Annotated in this window: 11 protein-coding genes; 4 read left to right on the forward strand and 7 right to left on the reverse strand. The window is 69.8% G+C overall.

The genetic code is table 11. The annotated features are described in order from the left end of the window. Window positions 1-48: 48 nt before the first annotated feature. The 6 genes from JOE64_RS11555 to JOE64_RS11580 all read right to left on the reverse strand — a co-directional run bounded on the left by JOE64_RS11555 (window position 49) and on the right by JOE64_RS11580 (window position 6,207). Window positions 49-828 (reverse strand): glucosamine-6-phosphate deaminase, encoded by a 780-nt coding sequence (locus tag JOE64_RS11555; RefSeq protein WP_204964390.1) that lies wholly within the window; start codon window positions 826-828, stop codon window positions 49-51. Beyond that, window positions 821-1,816, reverse strand: a complete 996-nt coding sequence (locus tag JOE64_RS11560) for an ROK family protein (protein ID WP_204964391.1) — start codon at window positions 1,814-1,816, stop codon at window positions 821-823. The genes JOE64_RS11555 and JOE64_RS11560 overlap by 8 nt, the downstream gene beginning before the upstream one ends. Next, on the reverse strand, window positions 1,816-2,655 hold the full coding sequence (locus JOE64_RS11565) for a carbohydrate ABC transporter permease (protein ID WP_204964392.1): 840 nt from the start codon (window positions 2,653-2,655) through the stop codon (window positions 1,816-1,818). The genes JOE64_RS11560 and JOE64_RS11565 overlap by 1 nt, the downstream gene beginning before the upstream one ends. Then, complete coding sequence (locus JOE64_RS11570; RefSeq protein WP_204964393.1) at window positions 2,652-3,608, reverse strand: carbohydrate ABC transporter permease; 957 nt, start codon at window positions 3,606-3,608, stop codon at window positions 2,652-2,654. Before JOE64_RS11570 ends, JOE64_RS11565 begins: the two co-directional genes overlap by 4 nt. Window positions 3,609-3,691: 83 nt before the next feature. Continuing rightward, window positions 3,692-4,963: an extracellular solute-binding protein gene (locus tag JOE64_RS11575; RefSeq protein WP_204964394.1), complete on the reverse strand. Its 1,272-nt coding sequence runs from the start codon at window positions 4,961-4,963 to the stop codon at window positions 3,692-3,694. A 65-nt stretch (window positions 4,964-5,028) separates the two neighbouring features. After that, window positions 5,029-6,207, reverse strand: coding sequence for an ROK family transcriptional regulator (locus tag JOE64_RS11580; protein WP_204964395.1), 1,179 nt, complete (start codon window positions 6,205-6,207; stop codon window positions 5,029-5,031). Between the two features lie 115 nt (window positions 6,208-6,322). Between JOE64_RS11580 and JOE64_RS11585 the strand changes: the two genes are divergently transcribed. Continuing rightward, on the forward strand, window positions 6,323-6,757 hold the full coding sequence (locus JOE64_RS11585; RefSeq protein WP_204964396.1) for a hypothetical protein: 435 nt from the start codon (window positions 6,323-6,325) through the stop codon (window positions 6,755-6,757). Between the two features lie 118 nt (window positions 6,758-6,875). Next, window positions 6,876-8,354 carry a L,D-transpeptidase family protein gene (locus JOE64_RS11590; protein WP_239531755.1) on the forward strand — a complete coding sequence of 493 codons (1,479 nt, stop codon included), beginning with the start codon at window positions 6,876-6,878 and terminating at the stop codon, window positions 8,352-8,354. Between the two features lie 97 nt (window positions 8,355-8,451). On the opposite strand, the gene JOE64_RS11595 is transcribed toward JOE64_RS11590, so the two are convergent. Beyond that, a complete protein-coding gene (locus tag JOE64_RS11595) occupies window positions 8,452-10,668 on the reverse strand; it encodes an NADP-dependent isocitrate dehydrogenase (protein WP_204964398.1) in 2,217 nt (738 codons plus the stop codon). A gap of 237 nt (window positions 10,669-10,905) precedes the next feature. On the opposite strand from JOE64_RS11595, the gene JOE64_RS11600 reads away from it, so the two are divergent. Both JOE64_RS11600 and JOE64_RS11605 read left to right on the forward strand, forming a co-directional pair. Beyond that, complete coding sequence (locus JOE64_RS11600; protein ID WP_204964399.1) at window positions 10,906-11,358, forward strand: GNAT family N-acetyltransferase; 453 nt, start codon at window positions 10,906-10,908, stop codon at window positions 11,356-11,358. A gap of 236 nt (window positions 11,359-11,594) precedes the next feature. Then, on the forward strand, window positions 11,595-12,437 hold the full coding sequence (locus JOE64_RS11605; protein ID WP_204964400.1) for an endonuclease domain-containing protein: 843 nt from the start codon (window positions 11,595-11,597) through the stop codon (window positions 12,435-12,437). Window positions 12,438-12,640: the final 203 nt, after the last annotated feature.

Consider the following 12,640-nt stretch of genomic DNA (forward strand, 5'->3'; position numbering starts at 1 on the left):
ACCGAGCTTAGAGGGGTCTCGCGCGCGAGCGAAGGGTCAGTGCCCCTGTCAGAGGCCCTGCCACGCGGGCTTGTGCGCGTACGCGTAGCGGTAGTAGTCGGCGTGCGCGAGCTGCGAGGCGGCCGCCTCGTCGACGACGACCGTCACGTGCGGGTGCAGCTGGATGGCCGACCCCGGCAGCGACGAGGTCACCGGGCCCTCGACCGCCCCGGCCACCGCCTGCGCCTTGGCCTCGCCGAACGCGAGGAGGAAGAGATGACGCGCGTCGAGGATCGTACCGAGACCCTGGGTGATGCAGTGCATCGGCACCTCGTCGATCGAATCGAAGAAGCGCGCGTTGTCCGCACGGGTCTGCGCGAGGAGGGTCTTCACGCGTGTGCGCGACGCGAAGGACGATCCCGGTTCGTTGAAGCCGATGTGCCCGGAGGTGCCGATACCGAGGATCTGCAGGTCGATGCCGCCCGCCGCCGCGATCGCTCGCTCGTAGTCCTCGCCCGCGTGCGCGATCGTCGCCAGAGCGCCGTCGGGTGTACGGATGAGCGCGGGATCCAGGCCGAGGGGCTCGACGACCTGCCTCGTGATGACGGACCGGTAGCTCTCGGGGTGCGCCGGGTCGATTCCCACGTACTCGTCGAGGGCGAAGCCGCGCACGCGCGAGACGTCGATACCGTCGACCCGAGATCGCAGTGCGTCGTACACCGGCACGGGGGTCGAGCCGGTCGCGAGCCCCAGAACGGCGTCGCGTCGTGCCTTCACGAGCGAGACGATCTCGTCGGCGACGAGCGCACCGGCGTCTGCGGCGGTCGGGAGGATGATGATCTCAGCCATGGATGGCGGCCTTTTCTTCTGAGATGTCGGGTTCGGGGATATCGGCTTCGGGAACGGCGGCACCTGCGGCGCGGGTCCCGTTCGCGGCGCTGACGAGCGCGGCACCGAGGGCGGCGGCGGGAGAGCCGGGGGGCAGCAGCTCGAGGCGGTCGGCGAGGTGGAGAGACGCCAGGAAGGGTGAGTCCGCGGCATCCGTCTCGAGCCGCTCGGTCACGCGACCCAGCAGCCGATCGCCGAGCGCGCTCACGCCTCCCCCGACGACGACCGATGCGACGTCGCCCGTCAGCACGAGGATACGGACGGCGGATGCCACGCCGTACACCAGACCGTCGCGCAGCACCACGGCGTCGGGATCGCCCGCGTCCGCCGCGTCGAACACATCGGCGACGGGCAGGTCGCCGGGTCTTCCCCACCGTTCGGCGATCGATCCACCGCCGCTGAACGCCTCGATGCATCCACGCTGACCGCAGCGGCACTGCGGACCGCGCGGATCGACGCTGATGTGTCCGACCTCGCCCGCCGTGCCGTGCACGCCGCGCCACAGCGCACCGTCCACGACGAACCCCGCCGCGATGCCGGTGCCCAGGTTGAGGTAGGCCATCGCCCTGGCCCCGGCCCGCCCGGCCCCGTGCAGCGCGTACGCGCCGACGGCGGCGGCCTTCACGTCGTTCTCGGCCGTCACCGGGGCGCCGAGGGCTCGGCCGACGGCGGGGCCGAGGTCGAGCGCGTCGACACCGAGGTTGACCGCGTGCGTGACGACGGTGCTGCCGGCGGCCACCTGTCCGGGCATGCCGACGCCGATCGACCTGACGTCGGCAGGCGTGAGAGAGGCCTCGCGCATGAGATCGTCGGCGAGCGCGAGGATCGTCCCGACGACGGCATCGGCGCCCCAGCCGGTGGCGCGACGCATCCGTGCGACCACCTCGCCCGAGGGCGTGACGACCACGGCGTCGGTCTTGGTTCCTCCGACGTCGAATCCGAGACGCATCAGCCTTTCACTGCTCCCGAGACGAGGCCGCCGGTCATCTTGCCCTGCACGATCAGGAAGAAGACGATGACGGGGATGGCCATGAGGGTCGAACCGGCCATGACGACCGCCCAGTCGGTGGCCTTCGTGGCCTGGACGAACGCGCGCAGCCAGATCGGCAGCGTCTGCGACTCGGGGCGCGTCATGATCACCAGGGCGAAGACGAACTCGTTCCACGCCTGGATGAACGCGAAGATGCCGGTCGCGACGAGTCCCGGCGCGAGCAGCGGGAAGGTGACCCGCCAGAACGCCTGGTTGCGGCTGCATCCATCGATCATGGCGGCCTCTTCGAGCTCCGCCGGCACGCCGTTCACGAAGCCGCGCAGCGTCCAGATCGTGAAGGGCAGCACCATCGCGATGTACACCGCGGACAGGCCGATGATCGTGTTGAGCAGGTGCCACCCGTCGAGCACGCGGAAGGTCGAGATGATCATCGCCTCGGCCGGGATCATCTGGATCACGAGGATCGCGACGATGAAGGTCTTGCGCGAGCGGAAGCGGTAGCGGGTGACGGCGATCGAGGCGAGGAAGGCGAACAGGAGCGCCACGACGACCGTCAGCACCGTGACCCCGAGCGAGACCCCGAGAGCGGGGAGGAAGCCGTCGTTCCAGGCTCCCGCGAAGCTCTTCAGGGTGAACTGATCGGGCCAGAAATGCGGCGTCTCGCTCTTGACGGCCGAGCCGGGCAGGAACGCGGTGTTGACCATCCAGTACACCGGGAACACCGAGAAGGCGAAGACGACGATCGCTGCGAGGTTGAGCGCGATCCGGCCGACGCGATGCCGCGTGCGGGCGTTCACGACTCGTCCTCCTTCAGCATCGTGCGGATGTAATAGGCGGAGATCGCGAGCAGGATGACCACCAGGATCACCGAGATCGCGCCGCCCGAGCCGACGTCTCCGGTGGCCATGGACACCGTGTAGATGTAGACGCCGATCGTGTTGGTGTCGGCGCGGATGCCGCCGACGGTCTGCAGGGCGTAGATCTGCGCGAACACGCGCAGATCCCAGATGACCTGCAGGATCAGCAGCACGACGAGGATCGAGCGGATGTAGGGCACGACGATCAGTCGGAACCGCTGCCACGCGCCGGCACCGTCGAGCGAGGATGCCTCGAGCACTTCACCGGGCACCTGCCCGAGCCCGGCGTACGTCGAGAAGGCGACGAACGGGACGGCCCCCCACGTGATGATGATGGCGGCGACGCCGAAGAAGCTGAGCGGGTCGGAGAGCCAGCTGTGTCCGATCCAGTTCTGCCCCGTGATCTGCGTGAGCAGGTAGTTCACGATGCCGTAGGAGGTGTCGAAGATCCACCCCCACACGATGGTGCCCGTCAGGGCCGGCATCGCCCAGGCCAGCAGCAGCCCGACCGAGACGACGGTGCGCATCACGGTGCCGAGCGAGCGCATCATCAGGGCGATGGCCACGCCGAGCACCATCGTCGCGGCGGCGCACACCACCATCAGCGCGAAGCTGCGACCGAGCACGACCCAGAACTGCGGGTCGGTGAGCACGCGCAGGTAGTTGTCGAGTCCGACGAACTCGGGCGGTGCCCCGAAGATCTGCGCGCGCCCGTACTTCTGGAAGGACATGATGATCAGCTGCAGCAGCGGCCAGCCGATGAAGACGACGAGCATCGCGAGCGCCGGCAGCAGCAGCACGAGGGGTGTGCGGTCGGCGCGGCGACGGCGCGGCGCGGGTGCGGGTGCCGCGTCGATGTCGGCGTCCGCGAGAGCGGGGGTGGCGCGGGGCATCCTCGTCTCTCCTTCCGATGTCAGAGGGGTGGCGCCCTCGTCTCCCGGAGCGCCGAACGCTCCGGGAGACGAGGGCGGAGGGGTCAGCCGTTCAGGATGCTGTCGATCTGCTGGTCGAGTGCCGTGGCGAGCGACTTCACGTCGCCACCGTTCGCGACCTTCACGAAGAAGTCCTGCAGCAGACCCTTCGCCTCCACATCGGCCCACTGGGGCGAGGTGGGGGTGAGCTTCGCATTGGCCGCGGCATCCGCGATCGTCTTCGCAAGCTCGGGCGTCGCTGCGGCGACCTGCGATCCGAGCGACTTCTTCGCGGGGACCAGACCGGCCTTGGCGAGGATCGTCTGGTACTGGTCGCTCAGCATGATCTCCAGCGCGCTCTTGGCGAGCTCGGGGTGGGACGACTTCGCGGAGATGCCGATGTTCGAGCCACCGGCGAAGACCTTGGCGGTGCCTCCGCTCTTGCCCGGCAAGGCGAAGTAGCCGAGCGTGTCGGTGAGAGCCGTCGGCGCCTTGTTGTCATCGGCGACGATCGACCAGTACGCCCAGCTGGGAGCGGAGAGAGTCGCCGCCTTCTCGGTGCGGAACGGTACCCAGGCCTCGGACTCGTCGCCGTCCTTCGGCGCGACCGATGCCTTGGTCATGAGTGCCTGGACCTGCTCGATGCCCTTGACCGAGGCATCGCTGGAGAGCTGCGCCTCCCACTTGCCATCCTTCTGCACCGCGATCTCGCCGCCGTTCTCCCAGATGAAGGGGAGCGCGTTGTACCAGTCCTTGCCCGGGAAGAAGACCCCCGAGACGCCCGGCAGCGCAGCGGCGAGCTTCTCTCCGTTCGCGACGTAGTCGTCGAGGGTCTTCGGCACGGTGACCCCCGCCGTCTGATATTGCGCGGTGTTGTAGAAGACGATGCGGGCTCCGGAGTAGTACGGGGCGGCGTAGAGCTTGCCGTCCCAGGTGCCCGCCTCGACGAATCCGTCGAGCAGGTCCGAACCGCCGATCTTGTCCGTGATGTCGGAGAGGTCCAGCAGCGCACCGCTGGAGGTGAAGGCGGCGGCCTGCGTGTTGCCCATCTCGACGATGTCGGGGGTGTCGTTGGACGGCAGGCTCGTCGTGAGCTTGTCGACCAGCCCCGTCCACTGCTGTTCCTCGATGACGAGGGTGCTGCCGGGGTTCTGCTCCGCGAAGGTCTTCGTGAGGTAGTCGCGGGCGTCCTGCGGCGTATCGGTCCCGTTGAGCCAGACCCGCACCGTTGCGGGGGCAGGAGTGCCGTCGGACCCGTTGCCGGCCCCGCCGGCGCAGCCGGAGAGAGCGACAGCCGAAGCGCCGAGGAGTGCGAGGGCTCCGAGCTTCTTGTTCATGGGTGTCTTCCTTTTCTTGGTGGTTCCCCGGGGGCCGACCGGCCCCGACCGGGGTGGGGCAGCTGTCAGGACACTCCGAGCTGTCCGGACAGGACCATGACGGCCGCACCGCGGAGGACGATGTCCTCCCCCTGCGTCGTCATGCGCACCTGCACACCGTCGTGGAACTCGGCGAGCGTGCGGGCGTGGAGGGTCTCGACGGTCGCCGTGGCGAGCGGGCCGTCGAGAAGTCGGTGCGGGCCGGAGAGGACGATCTCCGACAGATCGAGGGCGCCGACGATGGGAGCCAGGGCGATGCCCAGCCGCTCCCCCGCGTCGCGCAGAACGGAGTCGTGGTCGGCGCCCGGCGCGGCGAGCGCACGCTCGAGCGACGGTGCGGACAGCCAGGCCTCGAGGCATCCGACCTTTCCGCACACGCACACGGGGCCGCCGTCGGTGCCGACGGTGACGTGACCGATCTCGCCCGCTGCGAACCGGCTGCCGCGCATGGGCTGACCGCCCGTGAGCAGGCCGGAACCGACACCGCGGCCGACGCGCACGAGCATGACGTCGTCGCCTGCCCCGCCGAAGGTGTACTCCGCCAGGACGGCGGCGTTCGCGTCGTTGGCGACCAGCACGGGGAGAGAGACCGCGTCGCGGAGGATGCCTCGCAGGTCGACCGAGCTCCACCCGAAGTTCGGGGCGGCGAGCACCGTGCCGCTGTCGTCGACGATGCCCGGCGTACCGACGCCGACGCCGAGCACGGGGGCGTGCGCGTCGGCGACGAGGGTGCGGCTCAACCCGACGACGGCATCGAGGATGCCTGCGGGGTCGTCGGGCACCGGGATGTCGTGGCGGGCGACGATCTCGCCGTCGAGGGTGAGGACCGCCCCCAGGAAGCGGTCGCTGCGCGACAGGTCCAGGCCGACGATGCGGTGTCCCGAGCGGTCGAGGTCCACGAGGATGGCCGGTTTTCCGGGGCCGGTGACCTCGCGCATTCCGCGCTCGGCGACGTAGCCGTCTTCGATGAGCTCGCCCACGAGGTCGGAGATCGTAACCCGGGTGAGTCCCGTCTCCCGCGCGAGGTCCGCGCGGGACATGGCACCCTGGTGGAAGAGGGTCTGCAGGACGAGCGACCGATTGTGTGCGCGGGCGTGCTCGGGCAGGACCTTCGCCGCGGGGCGCAGCACCCGACGCGAGCCGAAGGAGACGCTTCCGACGGTGGCGGCATCCGCGACGGGAGGCGGGACGTTCGAACCTGACATGTTTGTTAGTACACCTTACGAACTCTCCGGAGACAAGCGTTCGCTCCTTTTTGGTAGGAGCATTTACAAAACCGTTACATCGACGACACACCCCTCACCGTTCCCCGGAGTCACCGTGCGCACCCGCATCCTCGTCCCCGCCACCCTCGTCCTCGCTTTGACGGGAGCGATGCTCACCGCCTGCTCCGGCAGCGCCGGCCCAGCGTCGTCCTCCCCCGGATCGCAGAGCACGGCGGATGCCTGCGCATCCGTCGTCTCCTCGGTCTCGGATGCGACGGGACGCCTCCGCACGCTCGACACGAGTGACCCGTCCGCCTCCGGCGCGGCACTGCGCGACGTGGCGGATCGACTCGGGTCAGCCGCCGACGCGCTCCACAACGCCGACGTGTCGGCGCTGATCTCGCCGCTGCGAACCGGCTTCGATGACGCCTCCACGGCGCTGCAGGGCCTCGCCGTCGGCGACCTCGCGCAGCTTCCCGCGCTGGAGCGGGCGACGAGCGGCATCCAGACCGCCCTCACGCGCTTCGCCGAGGTCTGCGGCGCTCCCTGACGACGATCCCCTGCCCGCGCACGGCCCCACGACACGGGGGCACGGCGCCGTCGCGAGGCGATCGCGTAACATAGAATCGCGCGAGCGCGCGGATGCGGGGGTACACACGGTGACCGACATGGCCACGAAGTCCGACACAGAGGGACCGACCGACCCGTCGAGCGCGCCCGAAACGGCCGGCACGACGACAGCGATCCTCGATGCACCCGCCACGGCGGAAGGCGACCGACCCGTCGAATGGGCCCCCGCTGAACCTCGACCGAAGCGCAGACGCCTCTGGCTGTGGATCGGGGTGCCCGCGGCCCTCGTCGTCGGTGGCGTCGTCACCGCATCGCTCGTCCTCATCGCGCCCGGCACGACGGTCGGCGGCGCGCCGGTCGGGTTCCAGACCGCGGGAGCGGCGGCCGACTCGATCGATCAGCGCCTCGCGCAGACCACGCTCGTCCTCGGCGAGGGCGGTCCGCGCGTGACCGGCGCCCAGCTCGGCGCGACTGTCGATGCGTCGTCTCTCGCGGACTCCGCGTTCTCGTCGCGGCCGATGTGGAACGTCACCCAGTGGTTCGGCGATCCGATCGATGCGCAGATCACTCTCGACAAGACCACGGCGACGGCCGCGCTGCGCGCCGCTCTCCCCGGCGCCTACACCGATCCCACACCGGCAACCGTGTCGTTCTCCGGCACGGCCTACGCCGTCACCCCGTCGACCCCCGGCACCGGCATCGACCTCGACGCCCTGACGACGCAGCTGCGCGATGCCTTCGACGCCGGCACGACCACCGTGACGGTGCCGGCCACCACCGCCCCCGTCGATGCCGCCGCGGACAGCGCGAACGCGCAGGCCGCCGCTGACAAGGCCAACGCCATGCTCGCCACCGCCGGCTTCTACGTCGGCGACGAGCGCACGGTCCCCGTGGACGCGGCGACCGCCGCCAGCTGGCTGACGATCACGCCCGCGGCCGACGGCACCTTCACCGTCGCCGCCGACCCGGCGAAGATCCAGCCTCACGTCGACGCCCTCGCCGCACAGGTCAACCGCGCGCCCGTCAACGGCACCGTCGTGACGAACTCCGATGGAACGGTGCTCGAGACGACCGTCCCCGGAGCGGACGGACGCACCCTCGGCGACACGCACTCGATCGCCGCCGACTACGCGAAGCAGCTCGACGCGGGCAACGCCGCGTTCGCCCTGCCCGTCACGGTGACGCCTGCGACCACGACCACCTTGCAGCGCCTGCTGGAGGTGAACCTGTCGACCCAGACGGTGTACCTCAAGGAGAACGGCAACGTCGTGGACTCGTGGGCGGTGTCGACCGGCACCGCGCAGGCTCCGACGACGCCGGGGCACTACCGCGTGAACAGCCACATCGCCTCGCAGACGATGACCAGCAGCGACCCCGACAACCCGTACTGGAACTACGATGTGCCCAACGTGCAGTGGGTCATGTACTTCAACGGCGACGAGGCCTTCCACGGCGTCTACTGGCACGATAACTTCGGCACTCCCTCCAGCCACGGCTGCGTCGGCATGCCGAACTCCCGCGCGAAGCAGATCTACGACTGGTCGCCCACGGGCGTCGACGTGTGGATCCACAGCTGAGTCGCTGACCACGAGGCTCGACGAGAAGGGCCCGGATGCCGATCGGCATCCGGGCCCTTCTCATGTGCGGGGCGGCTCATCGCCGCCCCGCACATGCTCAGAGCGCGTCGATGACGGCGTTCAGCGTCGCGGAGGGACGCATGACCGCGATGACCTTCGCCGCGTCGGGGTGGTAGTAGCCACCGAGGTCGACGGCGTGACCCTGCACGGCGTTCAGCTCGTCGACGATCGTGCCCTCGGCATCCGTCAGCGCCGCGGCGATCGGGGCGAAGGCCGCGGCCAGCTCCGCATCGGCGGTCTGGCGCGCGAGCTCCTGCGCCCAGTACAGGCCGAGGTAGAAGTGGCTGCCGCGGTTGTCGATCGTGCCGAGCGCGCGGCCGGGCGACCGGTCCTCCTCGAGGAAGGTGCCGGTGGCGGCATCCAGCGTGTCGGCGAGGACCTTCGCCTTGGCGTTGCCGGTGTACTCGGCAAGGTGCTCGAAGGATGCCGCGAGTGCGAAGAACTCGCCGAGCGAGTCCCACCGCAGGTAGTCCTCCTCGACCAGCTGCTGCACGTGCTTGGGAGCCGAGCCGCCCGCGCCCGTCTCGAAGAGGCCGCCGCCCGCGAGCAGCGGAACGATCGAGAGCATCTTGGCGGAGGTTCCGACCTCGAGGATCGGGAACAGGTCGGTCAGGTAGTCGCGCAGCACGTTGCCCGTGACAGAGATGGTGTCTTCGCCCTTGCGCAGACGCGCGAGCGTGTACTTCGTGGCCTCTTCGGGGGCGAGGATCACGATCGTCACGTCGTGCGTCTCGAGCGTCGCGAGCGCCTGGTGCACCTTGCCGATCAGCTGCGCGTCGTGCGCGCGATTGACGTCGAGCCAGAACACGGCGGGCACGCCCGTCGCGCGGGCACGGGTGACCGCGAGGCGCACCCAGTCCATGATCGCGATGTGCTTGGCCTGCGTGGCACGCCAGATGTCGCCCTTCTCGACGTGGTGCTCGATGAGCACGACGCCGTCGCCGTCGACGACCTCGACGACGCCGTCGGCGGGGATCTCGAAGGTCTTGTCGTGGCTGCCGTACTCCTCGGCGGCCTGCGCCATGAGTCCGACGTTGGGCACGGTGCCGATCGTGGCGGGGTCGAGCGGGCCGTTCGCAATGACGTCCTCGATGACCGCCTGGTAGACACCGGCGTACGACGAGTCGGGAATGACCGCGATCGTGTCGTCCTCGCCGCCGTCCGCGCCCCACAGCTTGCCGCCGTTGCGGATGAGGGCGGGCATCGAGGCATCCACGATGACGTCGCTCGGCACGTGCAGGTTCGTGACGCCCTTGTCGCTGTTGACGTAGCTGAGGCGCGGACCGTTCTCGAGATCCTGCGCGATGCGGGCCGAGATCGCCTCGCCGTCGGCGAGCTCGCCGAGACCGGAGAGGATCGACCCGAGGCCGTTGTTGCCGTCGAGGCCCGCCTCGGTGAGCTGCGCGCCGTAGGTGTCGAAGACGTCGGCGAAGAAGGCGCGCACGACGTGACCGAAGATGATCGGGTCGCTGACCTTCATCATGGTCGCCTTGAGGTGCACCGAGTACAGGACGTTCTCGGCCTTGGCCTGGGCGATCGTGTCGGCGAGGAACGCATCCAGCGCCTTCGCCGAGAGGAACGTCGCGTCGATGACCTCGCGCGGCAGGACCTTGAGGCCGTCCTTGAGAACCGTGACGGTGCCGTCGGATGCCGTGTGGCGGATGGTCAGCACGTCGTCGTGCGCCGCGATCCAGCTCTTCTCGTTGCTCTTGAAGTCGTCGTGGCCCATCGTCGCGACGCGCGTCTTCGAGCCCCCGGCGAACGCCTTGTTGCGGTGCGGGTGCTTCTTGGCGTAGTTCTTCACCGCGAGGGGGGCGCGGCGGTCGCTGTTGCCCTCGCGCAGCACGGGGTTCACGGCGGAGCCCTTGATGCGGTCGTAGCGCGCGCGGATGTCCTTCTGCTCGACCGTCGACGCCTCGTCGGGGTAGTCGGGGATGTCGTAGCCCTGCGCCTGCAGCTCGGCGATGGCGGCCTTCAGCTGAGGAATGGATGCCGAGATGTTCGGCAGCTTGATGATGTTGGCCTCGGGGAGGGTCGCGAGGCCGCCCAGCTCGGCGAGCGCGTCGCCGACCTGCTGCTCGGGGGTGAGCCGCTGCGGGAAAGCGGCGAGGATGCGACCGGCCAGCGAGATGTCGCGGGTGTCGATCTCGACGCCCGCCTGGCCGGCGAAGGCCTGGACGATGGGCAGGAAGGAGGCGGTGGCCAGAGCCGGCGCCTCGTCGGTGTGGGTGTAGATGATGGTGGACTCAGGCACGTCAGATCTTCCTCTTCGAGCGTCGCGACGGCACGCTGAGAGGAGCGTCGCCGGGTCGATTCCAGCCTATCGCACCCCGCGAAAGTATCTTGACGTCAAGATATCTCTCCCCGTCGATCCGCCCGCGCCGCGGCATCCGACACCCCACGGCGGCGCAGAACGTCCGGCGGATGACGTTCGGATTAATCCCCTTTCGGAGGGTGCCCTTACCCACGACGGCCGCGGTACCCTGTGGACATGACCGAGCTGCGCCTGGTGGAACTGTCGGCTGCGACGATCGTCGCGGTGAACGCGCTGTCCCTGAAGCCCGGACAGGAGGCGTTCATCGCCCCGACGAGTTACGCCGTCGCGGGAGCCGTGGTCAATCCGGCCACCGCCTGGCAGCGCGTCGTCCTCGACGGCGACGAGGTGGTCGGCTTCGTCAGCGCGAACTTCGACACCGAGGCGGAGCACGAACACTTCCGCTCCGTGCTGTGGCGCATCAACGTCGACGCCGACGACCAGGGCCGCGGTGTCGGCCGCTTCGCCGTCGAGAAGCTGCTCGACGAGGCGCGCGAGCGCGGCATGGACCGCGTCGACGTCATCTACGAGGCCGGCCAGGGCGGGCCCGAGGCGTTCTTCGCCCGCGTGGGCTTCGCCCCCGTCGACGAGACCGAGTACGGCGAGGTCGTCGCCGAGATCCGCCTCTGACGCCGCGCCGGCGCGTGCGCGGCGCGCGGCGTCGAGCTGCGCGGCGCGCAGAATCGGAGACTGCCGTCGGATTCGGATGATTCGGCACGCGGCATCCGAATCTGACCGCCTCCTCCGATTCTGACGACCCGCCACCGGGGGATGCCGATCCCTCCCCAGGCGGCGGATGGCGCACACTCTCCCCCATTCGCGGCGCGTGACCGCACGAACCCCGGCGCGCCGCCCAGAATCGGCGCGTGGACATTCGGGGGTGGATCGACGCGCACGGCGGCATCGCGCATCGACAGCAGGTGCTGGATGCTGGGGCCTCGCTCCCACAGCTGCGGCGGGCGATCACGGACGGCCGCGTGCGGCGTGTGCGGCGCTACTGGCTCGCGACGCCGATGGCGCCGCCGGATCTGGTGGCCGCGGCGTCCGCCACCGCGCGTATCGCCTGCGTCACGGCGGCACGGCACCGCGGCTGGTGGATGCCACCGGATGCGCCCGCCGATCTCCACCTCCACCTGGATGCCGGAGCGCGGGTCCCTCGCGCCACCCAGCCCATCACCCTGCATTGGCGTCGCCCGATCGTCCCGGTGAGCACCTTCTCGCTCGTCGAGTCCGTGGTCGACACGCTCCGTCATGTCGCCGACTGCCTGCCGAGGGAGCAGGCGCTCGTGCTCTGGGAGTCCGCCGTCCGCACCCACCGGATTCCGCGGGACGAGTTGGGGAGAGTGCGCTGGCGCAGCACCGCGGCGGACGAGCTGTGCGCCATGGCATCCGGTCTCTCGGACTCGGGGATCGAGACGATCTTCGTGCACCGGCTGCGCCCGTGGGGGCTCGAGATCCGACAGCAGGTGCGACTCGCGGGCCACGACGTCGACGCGCTCATCGCCGAGCGCCTCGTGGTGCAGCTCGACGGCTTCGCGTTCCACTCGTCGTCGGCCGATCGCACGCGCGACCTCGCGCACGATCGCGCCCTGATGGCTCTCGGCTACCGCGTGCTGCGGTTCTCGTACGCCGAGATCGTCTACGACTGGCCCGCCGTCGAGGCATCGATCACCCGCGCTCTCGCCCAGCGATTCCACCTCGCGCACTGACCGCCGCGCGCAGCCGACCACCGCGGCTGCACACGGCGCGCCGGTGCTCGTTGCGCCGAGCGGCTGCGGCGCCGGACACCTCGGTCGCCTTCGCGATGTCGGAGAATCCGCGCGGATTCGGACGGACCGGCGCGAGGCATCCGATTCTGCGACCGATCTCCGATTCCGCGAGGCCGGATGCCCCCACCAGGCGGCCGGGTCGC

Source organism: Microbacterium dextranolyticum, from assembly GCF_016907295.1.
GTDB classification, from domain to species: Bacteria; Actinomycetota; Actinomycetes; order Actinomycetales; family Microbacteriaceae; genus Microbacterium; species Microbacterium dextranolyticum.